Source organism: Hymenobacter tenuis (genome assembly GCF_054780495.1).
In genome coordinates, this window is record NZ_BAAGWF010000001.1 from 1 (window position 1) to 15,914 (window position 15,914).

Here is a 15,914-nt window from a genome sequence, read left to right on the forward strand (position 1 = left end):
TTAAGCCCCGGAGCGCCTATGGTACTGCCTTCACCGGCGGGAGAGTCGGTCGCCGCCAACCTTATCATTTGCCAATGCCCCCTGCGACTTCGTGCTGCAGGGGGCATTTGTATGTTCCCCCCCACCCGGATTCCGTTAGCTGGATCACGTAGCTTGTCACGTCCTACGCTGCCTTTTAAGTATACATGCTAAAAGACGGTCAAGACCAGCTCACCTTGCTCTTAATTTTATATGAGTCTTTATCAACTGTATCTCCCGAATATGGGGTAGAATCGATAACTACTTAAAGGGTATATAAAGCTTATTAGAGAGTCATATAGATAACTAGTACATAGCACAGGTTCTTAGCTTCGTGATTAGTAGTAAATTCTATTGATCCCTATTTATAATAGGGATGAGGACTAACTAGTATAAATGAGAATAGCGCACCGAGAATAGTATACTACAAAGCAAAAGGGCTTCCATATCACTGGAGGCCCTTTTGCTTTGTAGAATGTTTCAAAAACCCTAGGGACCAGCAACAACCTCAATCATCTGCTCAGGCTGCAGAAATTCTTGAGCTAGTGTTAGCAGTGATGCGGCTTGCACGGATTGAATTCTTTCTACAAACTCAGAGTAATACGTTGTAGGCAATTCATAGAACACTAGGTTCTTGTATTTGTCGCATTGTTCAAATACGGTACTTAGCTCGTTTGCGAATTTTCCAGCCATGTAGTTTTTCACGGTCTGTAGCTCATCTGCTGGCACTAGTTCTTCTTGCAAGCGGCGCAACTCATAATGAACCTCCTTTATGGCTGCTGATGCACTTGCTGCATTAACATCGGAGCCGATTACGAAGCTAGTAGCCTGCTCGCGTGGGCCTACGCTGGCGTAGATGCCGTAAGTAAAGCCTTTATCCTCTCGAATATTCTTCATCAGCCTAGAGCCGAAATAGCCTCCGAGTACTTTTACTAGCACTTGTAACTCGTGCGTTTGGGGTGAGCTGAGCGCCGGCCACAGCCTGCCTATGCGCAATGATGCTTGCAAACTACCCTGAACCGTCACATAGTCTTGTTGTAAAGTGCTAGTATGTGTTGCTGAAACACTATTAGCTTGAGCAATGGCAGTGACACCTGTAACACTTCCTAGCAAGTCAGCCACAAGGCGGTCTTGCTCCGAGGATACGTCACCACACAGGAATATCTCGGCCTGGCTAAGCTGATACGCTTGCTGATGAAATGCACGCACTTGTGTGGTAGTCACCGCTAGGCATGCAGATTCGTCGAACTTAATTCCGTAAGGAGAAGACGAGCCGAACAGGTTGTGAGAGAATTGCTCTGCGGCCAAATAGCTTGGCTTCTGGCGCTCTACGCGCACATTCTGAACCGTGCGGGTTTTAAGCAAGCCAAACTCCACTTCTGGGAATACCGGTTCGGTCAGGACATCTAATACTAGGGGCAGTAGCTTAGAGAGGTGGCGGGTGAGGCAATACAGCGTGAGTGTTGCCCGATCAAAGCCCTGCTCACACTCCAACGATGCTCCATAAAAAGCCACCTCATCGGCAATCTGCCGGGCGGTGCGCGTGCGGGTGCCTTCCAGCAGCATACGAGCCGTGAGTAGTGATACCCCTGGGGATGGCTCGTACCATTTGCCAGCTTTAACTACTACTTGCAGACGTACGACGGGCTGCGCATCATTGCGCATGACGTGAAGGCGGGCTCCATTAGGGAGCGAAAACACGTCAGCCGCGGGCAGCGTTACGCGGGCCAGCGGCTGAACGGGAGGAGCGACTGTACGGTCGAGCATCAATCAGAAGAAATTTAGTTAGTCGTGTTGTCGGAGCTGCCAATTGCTTCGCTCAACTCGTTGAAGTTAAAGTGCAATGACACCCGAATAGTTTGCGCCAGCGGATTGGCTTTCGAGTTTGGCACTAGGTACGTGCCATCTACGCCAAACACTTGGTACCGAACACCAGCACCAAAGCTCAGGTATTGCCGGTCGCCTTTAAATTGGTTTTCGTAGAAATAGCCTACGCGCGCCATCAGCAAGTCGTTGTACGTATACTCAACGCCACCGGAAAGGTTAATTTCCTGCATTTCTTCCTTAAACCCACCTGGCGCATCGCTGAAAGAGCTGGTGATGCCTCGAACGATACCATAATTAGCGCGGCGTGTATTCTCGGCTTCCACTCGGGCTACTAGGTCCGGATCGGTTTGATTGTCGCCCTGTTCATAATAGGGGGTAGGAACCAACAGCTTATTCGCGTCGATGGTGAATGTGAGCTTGTTGTAGGCATCCAACTCGCGGGTAATGGCAGTGCCTATCTTCAAGTTGGTAGGCAAAAAGTCGGGCTGAGTGGCGTCAGTGTAGGAAATCTTATTGCCGATGTTGGATACTGCCGCGCCAAACGCCAGGTTATAAGCACCCGGACCAATAGTCAGGTCAGTGGTGTAGTACGCGCCCAGGTCTACAGCTACGGCATTACCGGGCTTGGTATCGGAGGTGCCACCTGTGAGGTTTGAGCGCACGTAGCGGGCATTCAAACCTACCCCGAAATTGTCGCTGAGCTTCTGCCCGTAGCCAATGCTGAGGGCATATTCCTTGGGGTTAAATGTCCCGTTCGGCTGGTTTTGCGAGGTGCGATACTGAATCTCACCCAGATTGAAATACATTAGGTTCGCCGACAAAGCGGCCCGCTCCCCGATTTTGGTTGTACCACTCAGGTAGGCCAGGCCCATATCGTTGGCGATACTGGCTAGCCAGGGCGTGTAAGAAACTGCCGCACTGTGCTGATACCGTACAAACCCGAGTTTGCCGGGGTTGTAGTACCCCGCGTTGGCATCGGGGCTGATAGCTACCCCAGCTTCGCCTAATGCTGAGGAGCGAGCATCGGGACTGATAGTGAGGATAGGAACCGCGGTGGTGATGGCATTGACCCTGACTTGAGCGTGAGCAGTAGCAGCGAGGCCCATCAGGCCGGGCAGCAGCACAAATCGCAAGGACAGTTTCTTCAGTGTCATAAAGGGAGGAAAAAAATAGAGGCGGAAGGTAGGCGAAATGAAGGATGTTTTATTAGTTAAGCAAAACCAGTTTCTCAAATTTTGATGCGGTGGTTCCTCGAGAACCATCCGTAGAACGTACGCTTACGTTAACTCGGTATATATATACTCCACGCGCCAGCTGATCTTGGTACTCATCGCGGCCGTCCCAGCTGATAGCGGCCATATGCGGCGTGCTAGCGAGGGCAGTGGTATGAAGCGTGCGCACCAGTTTGCCTGATACGGTAAATATCTGGACTTGTATTTCCAGGTCCTCGCCTTGGCGGTTGTGGTCGAAGTGGAAGGTAGTGGCTTTGGCAAACGGATTAGGGTAGTTCAGCACGTGCTGCAACGCCAGCTTATCGGTGCTGGCAGCTATGAACTCGATGCTGCGCTCGGCGGAGTTATTCCAGGTGTCCCAGGCTTTGAGGCGCAGCTCATGCGGCCCGGGGCTTAGATCTTTAAACAAGTATTTCACTTGCCCTACCTGGAAACTGTCTGTCTTGGCCGAGTAAAAATCATTCAGAATCGTGACTTTCGAAGCGTCGCCATCCAGTGTGGCCGTGAGGTCGTGGCCAATGCCGGTGCCAGCCGTGTTAATGCCGCTTTCATCGCGCAGGCTACCTAGTAATGTTGTAGAAGTACCCGTGATACCGCCAAACACAAAGCTTTCATTGTCCATGAACAGCCGGATTTTGGGCGGAATCGTGTCGCGGTATGCCAGCACGGAGGCATCGCCAACCGGAACCAGGCGCTGGCCATGGGCATCGGTGCGCAACGTGGGATCAGAGGCGTACAGGCTAATTTTCCCTAGGCCTACGTTATAGTTAATGTCCTTCGGAACCACGAACTCCAGTTGAAACTGGCCATTCTGCACCGTGGCCGGACCATCGTAGAGAATGTTCTCACGAACCGCAATAGGAACCTGGGTATCGCCCGATTCATTGCCTAGCGTGGTAACTGTCGTTTTTTTCTCGAACACTTGCACCTGCGCCTTGCCCGTAAAGCGGATATTGCGCTGGCCCGCTACTCGCACTTCGCCCTTTAGAGCAACCTTGTTCAAGGCCTTTAGGGTGTCGGGCTGAGCCACGGTAGCAGGCTTGCCGTTGATGTCGGTAACGATGATGTCTTGATCAGGATACGCCAACCGCATGGAGGGGTCGCCGAGCAGGGCATAGTTGCGGTTATTGTCGCCGGCGCTAGCACCGTTTTTGGCCGTCTGACACACGTCACCGATGCGCGGCAACGAGCCATCGGGCTGCCGCCGGAATAGGGCATCAAAGAACTTGATGGCCAACGACTGGTTTTTATCGGCATACACTACCCTCGTGGTAGTCAGCAACCCAATGGCACCGCCGGCAATATCGGTCAGGCTTTGCTCACCGGCGGAAGTCAGTTCTGGGTTATCGTAGGTGCTAAAGTCGCAGGTGCCGGTGAAAAGAAAAGTCAGCCGGTCGCGGTTTTGGAGGCGCAGCACGGAGGCATTGGTTAGAATCTGCTCTTCTGACCATCCTTTGGGGCCCCCGTGCCCGATGTAGTTAATAACCAAGGAACCCTGCTCAAAGGCGGCGTCAATGGCTTTTTCAGCTGCTGTTGAGCGCTGCCCGGCCGCCACCACCGATTGTGGGTACATATCGAGGTAGTGCTTGTATACATTGTAGCTGCGGGTGCGCGCCAAAGTGTCAAGCGGGTTGGCCAGTTCCTCGGAGTAATTCGTGAACAGATTGAAGTCGCCGTCGTCGGCTACAAACGTCAGTCGGTTGCGCCACTTGCCATAGAATGCGGGTGAGTCGTACGCAATGAGCTTGTTGGTAACCAGCAACGCCTGCTCAGCGGTGCGCACGGGTAGGCGGCCTACCCCAATATCAAGTAGCTCATTGCTAGTGTTGGGGGCCCAAGCGCCTTCCGTGTCATCTAGTAGGCCGTAATAATCGTCGGAGGAGTACGTGAGGCCCTGGCCGTTGGGCCGTTGGTTCATCACGAGGTCAAATCCTTCCGGCGACTCATATACCGGCACAAAGTTCTGATTGATTTTATCCGAATTGGTAGGAAGCCGGTCTTTCCACCACGCGGGCAGCTGGTTTGCCTGGTTGGTGGGGTCGGCTTTGTAGTCATACGAAGCGTCGCCGAACAACAGCAGATACTGCCGCTTTCCGGCGGGCGCCCGGTCATACACCATCTTCATCAGGTCACGAATGGCCGTGACATCTTGCCCGCCGGAGCCGAATTCGTTGTAGATCTGGGAAGTGGTTACCACCTGCGTGGTTAATCCATCGTGGGCGGTACGGTGCGCCGCCAGGGTGTTGGCAGCAGCTAAGAAGGCCGGGTGCGTGACAATCACTAGGTCCAGCTGGCCATTAAGGTTCAGGGCGTGTAGGTTCTGGTTGGGCACCTTGCCAAAGCCACGGGGGCTAGGGAAGCTGCTACCAGTGAAGGCCACAAACTCGCGCAACGTATCTGTGCGGGCCAGGAAGCTGCCGTTGCTGGCTTCGACGATGGCAGGGTGCCGTGGGTTGGTCACGTCCCAGATGGTAGCGGCCGTGGCGTTGGTAAGCTCAAACTGGCTGATGGCCCCAGTTGCAATATTTTCCAGGGAACGAAATTCCAGCTGGCTCCCGGAAAACCGAAGCTGGCGCTGGGCATTCAGCTCCAGGTAATCAAGGTAGCCTTTGGCCGTGGGGTCGTTGCCGCCCGTGTACGTCAGGCTCACCGCTAGTTCAGTAGGCGATGTGGCCGGTACCGTGTAAGCAAACGTGGTCAGGCTGGTATTTGCTACCTCCGGATAACAGCCAAACCCACCGGTACAGTTAAAGCCTGGTACTAGCTGCGAGCCCACCGACTGCCCATTTAGGCTCGCCTGAAATACCGTGGCCGATGTGGAGGCAGCGGCCACCGATGAGGTTAATTGCAATGTGGAGCCCGGTACCAGGTCAGCCACCGCAAACGGAATGCTCTTCTGCAGAAACGAAGTGGTGCTGAATAGCTCGCCCAGCCATACGCGGCCCGATTTTGCCAGGTTCACCAGTTCCAGCTCATAAAACTGCCGCTCCGCAAAAGTGCTAATGCGGGCCGTAGCTGCGCCGGTTACGGCCGGCGCTGGCGCTACCCGGCGGCCGGCGGCAGTTCCCAGGGTCAGGAAATAGTAAGCCGTATCGGCGTAGGGGTTGAGCTGATGTTGGAACCTAGTAGTGTTTCCGGCTCTAGACCACGTATGGGGGCCTCGGGCGTAGAAAAGGAAGTACTCGTTGTCGTCGAGGGAAGAGTTGGTGTTTCCTACAAACTGGATGTCGTTTTCTACAATGTCATCGGGCCGGAAGGTGCTACTAGCCTGCGGCAGGGTGCCCATGGAGTTGCCGTATAGGCGTAGCCTAGAGGGGTCGAGGCTCTGCACATTGAGCCCCAGGCTTTGCAGCGTGCTTTTATCCAGCTTATAGATACCACTGGCAGGCACCCCAATCTTAAACCACTCGCCTTGGCTGAGCACAGAGGAACGAGCATACACGCGGTTGCCTTTGCCGCGCTGTGCTTCATTGGAAAGGGTATAGGCGTATGCAAAGGAGGTGAGCTTCTCGGCCTGGCCGGTTTGGGGGTTGCGGCGCAGCGGCTGCATCGCCAGCAGCGTAACAGGCTGCCGCCGCTCTAGGCCCACCGTGAGACGCAACGTAGGCGCAGTAGGCAGCGTGGCCAGGTTTAGCTGTCGGGCTTCAACAGCTGACACAGGGGTGTACACCGTTTCGCGAAGCTGCCCGTCGGCCACTGCTCCCGATAGGCGCAGCTGATAAGTCCCTACCTGCTCATTGGGTTGAAAGCTGGCGCCCCGGAACGTGGGCACGCGCCGCTGTTGCCCTTTTATGGCAACTGGCTCTGTCCCCGTCCAGGTAATCTGGCCCCGAATTACTTGCTCGCCCGCTTGCGCCCAGGCCGCGTGGCCCGCTATGCTCAATGCCAGACAAACCAGTAACCAGAAAGTAGAATACCGCATGCGCAGAGCGTGATAAGCAACTTAAGTGAAAGCAGGACCTTTCGGGGGCAACAGGCTAGAGGGCAACACGGTTCAGCGGTGACTAGTTAACTCATCAGGGCCGGAAATATTGCGGTACTCTGAAAGGGAAATTACTAGGCAATAACGGATTCTGTATCCCGCCGGATTTTCTCTTCCCTGGTAGCGCCAAGAGCCTTGCCTCAGCAATGGGCCTACTAGCTTACAAGGCCGCCGTTTTGTCGCGGCTCACTAAGGATAAGAGCACGTATAGCAAGATAATAAGCGGAATAGCAGCGGCCCCTAGCACGATCAGTAGCCCTACACTGAGCAGCAGAAACACAAACCGCACTTGGTTATCCTGCCAGCGGAAGCTCTTGAACTTAAGCGCAAACAACGGCAGCTCGGCCACTAGCAACCCTGACAAAACCAGCGTAAGCCCCAGCAGCAGCCACGGGTTCAGAATCAGGCTGCTGAGCTCAAAAGTGTCGTGGGCCAGAATAAGCGGCAGCGAGGCGACCACCAAGGTGCAGGCCGGCGTAGGCAACCCAATAAACGAGTCGGTTTGGCGGGTATCGTTGTTGAACTTGGCTAGGCGCAACGCCGAAAACACCGTAACGATAAAGCCCGCGTACGGAAACCACGACGGCAGATCAGTTCCGCCCTGCTGCATGAGCGCAAACAGAAAAGCGCCGGGTACTACACCAAAGGACACCACATCGGCCAGGGAGTCTAGGTCTTTGCCAATGGGGGAGGAGACGTGCAGCGCGCGGGCCAGCAAACCGTCAAAAAAATCAAACAAAGCAGCCAAGCCAACGAAATACGCGGCTGTTTCCAGCTCATCGGCAAAAATGTGGCACAACGCTAGGCAACCAGAAAAAAGGTTGAGGCAGGTAATGGCGTTAGGTATATGCTTTTTCAAGATACGAAGCTGGGTTCTTCAGCGAGGAAGAAGTAAAAGATTAGGGTTCAAGTAAGGATAAACTGCCAATCACTAAGTGTGCCGAAGGCTCAAACCTATCGTAAAAAAGGGTTCGAGGCGCGCTCCTGGCCCACTGTGGTAGCAGGGCCGTGGCCCGGATACACGATGGTATCATCAGGAAGGGTAAGCAGCTGCTCCTTGATGCTCTGGATGAGGGTAGCGTAGTCGCCACCGGGCAGATCCGTGCGTCCAATGCTGCCCTGAAACAGCACGTCGCCACCAATTACGGTGCTGGTGGGCGCATGGTAAAACACCACGTGGCCCGGCGCGTGCCCGGGCGTAAAGCGCACTTCCAACTCAGTGTTCCCAAACCGAACCGGCTCGCCAGGTGTCAAGAAACCGGTTGGCTCGGCGGGGTTATAGCGGGCAAATCCATAGCTGGGAGCGTAAGCAGGCACGGAGCGTAGCGTAGCCAAATCTGCCTCATGAATCAGGAACGGCACCTTATACGTGTCAAGAATAAACTGATTACCAAACACGTGGTCGATGTGGCAATGCGTGTTGAGCAGCAGCACAACTACTAGGCCCTGCGCCTCAATGAACTGCCGCAAGGCTTCCTGCTCCGCGCGCTCATAGCAGCCGGGGTCAACCACTACGCATTGGCCGCTGGCATCGTGTAAAAGGTATGTATTCTCAGAAAACGCGTTGAAAGTAAACCCGGATACAGTCATGAGGAAAGCAGAAGGCCAAGCGCAAGCCTAGCGATAATGGGGAGGTAAGTTACGAGTCTTGCACTGAATCAAGCACCATTTCGGCTTCCGGCGCACAGCTTGCACGCCCAGCCGGCCGGTAATCACTAGGGTAGAAAAGCCGCTGAACCGCTCCTACGCAAGACCGCCGGGTTGGTAGCTGCCACAGTTCTGGGTTTCTGACTTACCTTGCCCCTAATGACACGCGTAGATTATCTTCTGATAGGGTACGGCATTGCCGGCGCTACTTTGGCCGCTGAGTTGCAGCGCCGCGGCCGCCACGTGCTGGTACTGGATACTCCCCAACCTGATTCGGCCTCACGAGTAGCTGCGGGCCTGATGAACCCGGTAGCGGGCAAGCGCTTTGCGCTGGCCTGGCGGGCCGCCGAACTGCTACCAGCCGCAGGCGCTTTCTACCGCCAGCTGGAGCAGCGCTTCAATCAGCAATTCTTCTTCGAGCTACCCATTCTGAAGCTTTTTTCCTCGGTGGCGGAGCAGAACACGATGCTGGCCCGCAGCGCCGACCAACCCTGGCAGGATTTTGTGGAAGATGCTACCGGCGAGCTGCCCCCACTAGCCGGTGTCCGCCAGGAAATGGGCGGGCTGCACATCCGGCGTGGCGGGTATGTGTTGGTAGAAGAATTGCTTAGTGCCCTGACGGCAGAAGGCCTGCGCGAAGGCTGGCTCAGGCACGAAACTTTTGATTGGGCTGCCCTTGTTCCCGACCCAGCAGGTGGCCACATCTACGCCAACAAAGTGCATGCCCAGCATGTAGTCTGTTGCGAAGGAGCGGCGGCCATTCATAACCCGTTCTTCCATTGGCTACCCCTTACCCCCAACCAAGGCGAAGTGCTGGACGTGGAGTGCACCGGACTACCTGCTAACTACGTACTAAACAAAGGAGCCTACGTCGTGCCGCTCGGAGCCCACCGGTTTCGGGTGGGGGCTACGTACCGGTGGCCACCTTTTGCCGCGGGCATTACACCCGAAGCCCGGCAGGAGCTAAGCCAGCGCCTGGCCGAGATGACGGATCAACCCTTTAGGGTAGTAGGCCAACGGGCCGGCGTAAGGCCAGCCGTGCGCGACCGAAAACCCTTAGTAGGAACCCATCCGGAGGTTCCGGGAGTACATATTTTCAACGGCTTAGGGTCGAAAGGGGTGATGATGGCGCCCCGCTTGGCCCAAGTGCTGTCCGACTGGTTGGAAAATGACGTAGAGCCTTGGCCCGAAGTCAATATTCGCCGGTATTTTACGTTATATTCTTCCGTTCCAGCTGCTCCTGGTTCGGCTTCATCTGCTTCCCGCTCCTAGCTCTCTCTTATGAAGCACATATTTTTACTCTCCCGGCGCGATGTAAGTCGTCCGGCTGGCCTAGCAGTTCTGGTGCTAGGGCTGGCGTTGGCCAGCGAAACCGCGCTGGCCCAAACGGCGCAGGAGCCATTCGGGCGCGTCCGGATTCAGTATAAGGAGTTTAACTGGCAGCAGCTCAGCACCCAGAATTTCACGATTTACTATTACGTCGGCGGCGAGCTCATGGCGCGCCACGCGGCAGAATATGCCGAAAAAGAGCTGCAGCGCATCACAGGCCTGATTGGGTACTACCCGTACTCGAAAACGACCATCATGCTCTACAACTCCGTCGGCGATTTGCGGCAGAGCAATGTGGGCCTCGATGCCGATAAGTACCAGACCGGGGGCGAGACCTCGCTGCTGCGTATGACGAAGGTACAGATTGCCTTCCAGGGCCAACAAACGCGCTTTAAGCAGGATTTGAGCAACCGCATTACCCGGGTGCTGCTCAATGATATGATGTATGGCGGCTCGCTAAAAGAAGTAATTCAGAGCTCCTACTTGCTGCAACTCCCGAACTGGTTTATCAGTGGTGCTTCGGCGTATGCGGCGCAGGGCTGGAGCGTGGAAATGGACGACTACATGCGTACCATGACCAAGGAGCACGAAGGCAACCGCACGGCCCCTTTCTTTGTGCGCAACCCCGAGCTGGCCGGGCAAAGCATGTGGAACTACATTGCGGAGCGCTACGGCTATACATCCGTTCAGAATATCCTCAACCTGACGCGCATCACGCGGGACGTGGAAGTAGGCATCAGCTCCTCGCTGAATGTTCCCTACAAGGTGTTTTTGAAAGATTGGCTGGCCTACTACCGTCAGCTGAACGCGCAACCCCAAACGCCCTACCAAGAAGCCAGTGCCGCTAGCCGCGTGGTACGCAACAACCGCAAAGGCACCATCTACAGTCAGCCGGCTTTGAGCCCCAATGGGCAGCGCTTGGCCTACGTGCAAAACGACCAAGGGCGCTACCGGGTAGTAGTGGTTAACAAAAATGGGAGAGGAGCCGACGTGGTACACCGCGGAGGCTACAAAACGCCCGATCAGGAGGTAGAAACCCGTTTGCCGGTACTGGCTTGGCGGGGCAATTCGCAGCTAGCCGTAGCGGAAATGACGAAAGGCGAGCTAGCCCTTCAACTGCGGGATGCCGATGGCGCCGTGTCGAATATGGTGTCGCGGATCAAGAGCTTGCTGCCCACCTTTGGTAAGGCGACTTCCCTGTTCTCGCGCTTTTCCCAGATAACCGACCTGAGCTATTCGCCTGACGGCAAATCGTTGGTGTTTAGCGGCGTGTACAACGGGCAGAACGACCTATATCTGCTCCGCGCCGGGAGCCGCACCCCGGAAAAGCTGACCAATGATGTGTTCGATGACGTAGAGCCGGCCTTTTTGCCCGGTGGGGGTGGCATCGTATTCAGCTCTAACCGCTGGCTCGATTCGGCGGGTACTGCCAAAGGAAGCTTCGGCGCCGTAGTCAATAACTACGACCTGTATCTGTATCACCTCGATGGGCGCGCGCAACCCGTGGAAGTGCTGGCCAACAGCATCTCCAACGAAAGCCGCCCGCGCGCCATTTCCGATTCGGAAGTGCTGTTTGTAAGCGAGGAAAGTGGTGTACGGAGCCTATACCGGCTTAACCTGGCAACCAAGCAATACCGGCCCGTTACCAGCTTCCTGGCCAACATCAAGGACTTCGACTACAACGCCACCACTGGTGCCCTCGGGTTTGTATCTACGGCCGAAGCCCGCGACTATGTGTATCTCTACCCCAGCTACCAGCTGCCCGATACACTTAAGCTGTTCAAAACTGCTAGGCAGGAAATTTTGGAAGACCGCTCCCGGCCCGCCAAAGTAACGACCCCAGTAACCAACCGCCCTGGACCGACCATCGCTAATACCACGCAGCCTGCTCCTACCCCCACCACCGACGCGAACCCCGCAGCCCCGGCTACGGAGCCCAAAAAGTCGGATGGCCGCATCAATACCAGCGACTACGAGTTTGATGAGGACTTGCCGGCCTCCCGCGCAACGCCTACCACGCCTAGGCGCCGGGCTGCTACGGTAGTGGCATTACCGCAGGCCGCTCCCACTGAAACCACGGCGCTGGCCGGCCCCTTCCGCTACGATACCCGCTTCAGCGTTGATAACGTGGTTTCGACCCTGTATGCTGATCCGTTGTTGGGGCTGGGGTTGATGGGGCAGGTGAATATGTCGGATCTGATGGAAGACCACCGCATTCGGGCGGGCATCTTTGCCCTCACTGATCTGCGGACCAGCAACATTTACGCCGAGTATACCAACCTCAAACACCGCTTCGACTGGAGCTTGCTGTATCAGAAGCAGGCTTATTTCTTTGATTTTGAAACCGTCGGTCGGACGCGGTTCGGCCGGCATGAAATTGCTCCTACCGTTGCCTACCCTCTCACGCATAACCTCAGCGTGCGCATGGGGCCGCGCTTCGTGAACGTGAGCCGGAAAGTATTCAGTGACCTGAGCGGCACCAACGACAGCAACACCAATTACTTGGGCGGAGCCGGCGAACTGATATTTGATAACTCCATTGCCACAGGCGTGAACATGCTGCAAGGCACCCGCATGAAGGTGGGTATGACGCGCCTGTACGGCCTAGGCAATGACGATGGCAAGGATTTCAGCAAGATCTACATCGACCTGCGCCACTACCAGAAAATTCATCGACAGCTGACGTGGGCCAACCGGGCTAGCTTTGGCCAATACATTGGGGGCGGCAACTCACAGCCGGCCTTCCGCTTGGGCGGTATGGACAACTGGCTCAACAACCAGTATGAAGATGGCACGCAGGCAGTTCCGCCGAGCGGCGACCCCACGCAAGTTTTCTACCAGCAGTTTGTAACTAACCTGCGGGGCTTCGATTACGGCAAGCGGGAGGGCCAGAAATACGTGCTATTTAACTCAGAGCTGCGCCTTCCCATTGTGCAGTACTTCGCCCGCAACCCCATCGAGTCGGGGTTCTTCCGCAACCTGCAGATAACTGCTTTTGGCGACATGGGTACTACGTATTCCGGTGCTAACCCATTCAGCGTCAACAACTCCAACAATACACGCATTGTAGCAGACCAGGGCAACAGCTTCACGGCTACCGTGGTAAACTTCACCAACCCCATGCTGTATGGCTACGGAGTGGGTCTGCGCACCACGGTGCTGGGCTTCTATGGTAAAGGCGATGTGGCCTGGGGCCGGGAAGATTTCTCGAATAAGGGCCCCAAGTTCTACATCACACTAGGCTACGACTTCTAGCAACCCCTGGTATTCTCTCAGCAAAAAGGCTTCTTACTCTTGGGTAAGGGGCCTTTTTTGTGGGTAAACAAGTCGAAACCGGCCTTGGAAGCAGGCTGCAGCTGTTCAGTTGTGGTATTCCGGGTTGAATGCAAGTGAATCCGCGAGTTGGGTTGTATCTTTGCGGTCCTGTTTACCAGCCGTGTTGCCGTGACGCTTCTGAGCGAAATTTGGGTGTTGATGCAGAAGGACTTTCGTCTGGAATGGCGCCAGCGCGCAGCCCTGAATGGGATGCTGTTGTACGTGGGCAGCACGGTGTTCGTCTGCTACCTCAGCTTCTCGCTCCGAGGCGGTCAGCTGCCTGCGCCGGCCTGGAATGCGTTGTTCTGGATTGTGTTGTTGTTTTCGGCTGTGAATGCCGTAGCAAAAGGCTTTCTGCAAGAAAGCCGCGGCCGCACCTTATACTATTACACAGTAGTACGCCCCCAGGCCGTGATACTGGCCAAAATTGCCTATAACGCGTTGCTGCTACTCGGGTTGGCGCTCGTGGCATTTGCCCTTTACGCGGTAGTGCTAGGCAACCCAGTGCAGGATGTGGGACTGTTTGTGGGCAACGTGGTACTGGGCGCGGTGGGGTTTGCCAGCACGCTTACCCTAGTATCTGGTATTGCGGCCAAAGCCACCAACAGCAGCACCCTGATGGCTGTGCTCGGGTTTCCACTGATGGTGCCCATGCTGCTGCTACTGATTAAAGTGTCAAAAAACGCGTTGGATGGGCTTGAGTTATATGCTAGTCAAAGCGCGTTGCTCACGCTCGTGGCCCTGAATATGATAGTTGGGGCTGTGTCGTACGTGCTGTTTCCTTTCCTATGGCGCTCATGAAAAACGGATAATAACCCTCCTGCTAGCCAACCGGTTTGGGGTATGGTAGGGCCTAGGGCCCGCCTGCCAGGTCAGCATTCAACATTGCCTCGTTTTCAACATGCAGCCGGCTAGCTGGCTTCAGCTTCTGAACTTATGAAAAACAACTGGTGGAAAGCCTTAAGCGTGATTCTGCTGCTGTACGTAGCAGTGGCGGGGCTCCTGATGCCGGTACCGCGCTTGGCTATCCTCAACGAAAGCATCCGCAACCTGTACTTCCACGTGCCCATGTGGTTTGGCATGACGGCCATTCTGGTGGCTTCGGTGTACTACTCCATTAGTTACCTGCGCAATCCTAGCCCCCAACTCGACATTCGAGCGCACGAGGCGGCGCGCACGGGCATTCTGATGGGACTGGTGGGCCTGGCAACGGGTAGCATCTGGGCCCGCTTTACCTGGGGGGCCTGGTGGACCAACGACCCCAAGCTCAACGGCGCTGCTATTGCCATGCTGATTTACGGCGCTTACCTCGTGCTGCGCTCTTCCTTTACTGATGAGCAGCAGAGGGCCCGCGTGTCAGCCATCTACAACATCTTCGCTTTTGCCACGGCCATGCCGCTGTTCTATATTCTGCCGCGCCTTACTGATTCTCTGCATCCCGGTGCAGGAGGCAATCCGGCTTTCGCGCGCTATGACTTAGATAGCGACATGCGGCTAGTATTCTACCCGGCAGTTATCGGCTGGACGCTGCTGGCTTTCTGGCTGGCCCAACTGGCTAGTCGTGTTTCTCTGCTTAAACTGAAATTGTATGAAAAACAGCTTGCCTAAGTTGCGCGCAGCGCTGCTGTTGCTGCTGGCTCTGCTGCTACCGGCCTTGCGGGTGGTAGCGCAGGTAGCGGCCCCCGACGAAGTTGAAATGGCCGATACCCTGCGCCAGAACGGCAAAATCTACGTGGTGGTGGCCGTTATTGCAGTGGTATTGGCCGGGTTGCTGTTCTTCCTGATTTCCCTTGACCGCAAGCTGGCGCGGCTGGAGCGGGAAGTAAAAGACTAGCCCCCGCGGCGGGCTAAGGCCTGATAAAAATCATTGCTACATAGGTCGGTACGCCGGACCTTTGTTAGTGCTTTCGTTGTTCTAAGTATCCCCGGCTCCGGGTGGAGCCAACCTGTTGTACCCAACATGAAAAAAGCTCACATTCTCGTCATTGCCGTTATTGCGGTGGCTATTGGCATCATCATGAGTGCCGCTGGAGATGCCAGCGTGTACGTTTCCTTTAAAGAAGCCAAAGAGCGCGCTTCGGAAGGCAACCTCACCAAGGTACACGTGGTTGGCCGCCTCCCGCGCGACGGGCAGCAGAATATTCTGGGGCTGGAATACAACCCTACCGTCGACCCCAACTACTTCGCCTTTACCCTGGTTGATACCAACCGCATTGCCCAGCGCGTGGTGTACTACAACCCCAAGCCGCAGGACTTTGACAAATCGGAGCAGGTAGTAATTACGGGGGCCATGCGCAACAATCTGTTTGTGGCCGACAAAATCCTTCTGAAATGTCCTTCCAAGTATGTGGAGAAGGATATCAAGGGCGCAACCGCTTCAGTTAACTAATACACCTAGTGATGCACAAGCACCACGCAGATTCTATCAGCGCTAGGGCACACGATTGCTCAAAGCGGTGTATGCTTGCTTGGTGTAGTAGAGCTAGTTAAGCAAAGAAAGGCGTAGGCATTAGGCTTGCCTGATAGGGTTTCTTTGTAAGAAGTACCTAGTACGTACGTTCTCA

11 protein-coding genes are annotated in these 15,914 nt (G+C 55.4%); 6 read left to right on the forward strand and 5 right to left on the reverse strand.

The annotated features are described in order from the left end of the window. Positions 1-507 precede the first annotated feature (507 nt). The 5 genes from ACYVGU_RS00005 to ACYVGU_RS00025 all read right to left on the reverse strand — a co-directional run bounded on the left by ACYVGU_RS00005 (position 508) and on the right by ACYVGU_RS00025 (position 8,649). Positions 508-1,785, reverse strand: coding sequence for a M16 family metallopeptidase (locus tag ACYVGU_RS00005; RefSeq protein ID WP_460620394.1), 1,278 nt, complete (start codon positions 1,783-1,785; stop codon positions 508-510). Between the two features lie 14 nt (positions 1,786-1,799). After that, a complete protein-coding gene (gene porV, locus ACYVGU_RS00010) occupies positions 1,800-2,999 on the reverse strand; it encodes a type IX secretion system outer membrane channel protein PorV (RefSeq protein ID WP_460620395.1) in 1,200 nt (399 codons plus the stop codon). A 52-nt stretch (positions 3,000-3,051) separates the two neighbouring features. Next, entirely contained in the window at positions 3,052-6,999 is a 3,948-nt protein-coding gene (gene porU, locus ACYVGU_RS00015) for a type IX secretion system sortase PorU (protein ID WP_460620396.1), read from the reverse strand. Between the two features lie 220 nt (positions 7,000-7,219). Then, a complete protein-coding gene (locus ACYVGU_RS00020) occupies positions 7,220-7,918 on the reverse strand; it encodes a CDP-alcohol phosphatidyltransferase family protein (RefSeq protein WP_460620397.1) in 699 nt (232 codons plus the stop codon). A 95-nt stretch (positions 7,919-8,013) separates the two neighbouring features. Further along, positions 8,014-8,649, reverse strand: a complete 636-nt coding sequence (locus tag ACYVGU_RS00025; RefSeq protein ID WP_460613112.1) for an MBL fold metallo-hydrolase — start codon at positions 8,647-8,649, stop codon at positions 8,014-8,016. A 216-nt stretch (positions 8,650-8,865) separates the two neighbouring features. Here ACYVGU_RS00025 and ACYVGU_RS00030 point away from each other — a divergent pair, with 216 nt between their 5' ends. The 6 genes from ACYVGU_RS00030 (at position 8,866) to ACYVGU_RS00055 (ending at position 15,739) form a co-directional block, all read left to right on the forward strand. Further along, positions 8,866-9,978: an NAD(P)/FAD-dependent oxidoreductase gene (locus ACYVGU_RS00030; RefSeq protein ID WP_460620398.1), complete on the forward strand. Its 1,113-nt coding sequence runs from the start codon at positions 8,866-8,868 to the stop codon at positions 9,976-9,978. Between the two features lie 9 nt (positions 9,979-9,987). Then, positions 9,988-13,290 carry a hypothetical protein gene (locus tag ACYVGU_RS00035; protein ID WP_460620399.1) on the forward strand — a complete coding sequence of 1,101 codons (3,303 nt, stop codon included), beginning with the start codon at positions 9,988-9,990 and terminating at the stop codon, positions 13,288-13,290. A 219-nt stretch (positions 13,291-13,509) separates the two neighbouring features. Further along, positions 13,510-14,151, forward strand: coding sequence for a heme exporter protein CcmB (locus tag ACYVGU_RS00040; protein WP_460613109.1), 642 nt, complete (start codon positions 13,510-13,512; stop codon positions 14,149-14,151). A 135-nt stretch (positions 14,152-14,286) separates the two neighbouring features. After that, positions 14,287-14,958, forward strand: a complete 672-nt coding sequence (ccsA, locus tag ACYVGU_RS00045; protein WP_460613108.1) for a cytochrome c biogenesis protein CcsA — start codon at positions 14,287-14,289, stop codon at positions 14,956-14,958. Then, positions 14,939-15,184, forward strand: coding sequence for a CcmD family protein (locus ACYVGU_RS00050; protein ID WP_460620400.1), 246 nt, complete (start codon positions 14,939-14,941; stop codon positions 15,182-15,184). Before ccsA ends, ACYVGU_RS00050 begins: the two co-directional genes overlap by 20 nt. 126 nt (positions 15,185-15,310) lie before the next feature. Beyond that, a complete protein-coding gene (locus tag ACYVGU_RS00055; RefSeq protein ID WP_460613106.1) occupies positions 15,311-15,739 on the forward strand; it encodes a cytochrome c maturation protein CcmE domain-containing protein in 429 nt (142 codons plus the stop codon). Positions 15,740-15,914 lie beyond the last annotated feature (175 nt).

Coding starts and splice junctions, on each gene's coding strand:
- ACYVGU_RS00050 (WP_460620400.1), top strand. CDS start 14,939: ATGAAAAACAGCTTGCCTAAGTTGCGCGCAGCGCTGCTGTTGCTGCTG.
- porV (WP_460620395.1), bottom strand. CDS start 2,999: ATGACACTGAAGAAACTGTCCTTGCGATTTGTGCTGCTGCCCGGCCTG.
- porU (WP_460620396.1), bottom strand. CDS start 6,999: ATGCGGTATTCTACTTTCTGGTTACTGGTTTGTCTGGCATTGAGCATA.
- ACYVGU_RS00030 (WP_460620398.1), top strand. CDS start 8,866: ATGACACGCGTAGATTATCTTCTGATAGGGTACGGCATTGCCGGCGCT.
- ACYVGU_RS00035 (WP_460620399.1), top strand. CDS start 9,988: ATGAAGCACATATTTTTACTCTCCCGGCGCGATGTAAGTCGTCCGGCT.
- ACYVGU_RS00055 (WP_460613106.1), top strand. CDS start 15,311: ATGAAAAAAGCTCACATTCTCGTCATTGCCGTTATTGCGGTGGCTATT.
- ACYVGU_RS00040 (WP_460613109.1), top strand. CDS start 13,510: ATGCAGAAGGACTTTCGTCTGGAATGGCGCCAGCGCGCAGCCCTGAAT.
- ACYVGU_RS00005 (WP_460620394.1), bottom strand. CDS start 1,785: ATGCTCGACCGTACAGTCGCTCCTCCCGTTCAGCCGCTGGCCCGCGTA.
- ccsA (WP_460613108.1), top strand. CDS start 14,287: ATGAAAAACAACTGGTGGAAAGCCTTAAGCGTGATTCTGCTGCTGTAC.
- ACYVGU_RS00025 (WP_460613112.1), bottom strand. CDS start 8,649: ATGACTGTATCCGGGTTTACTTTCAACGCGTTTTCTGAGAATACATAC.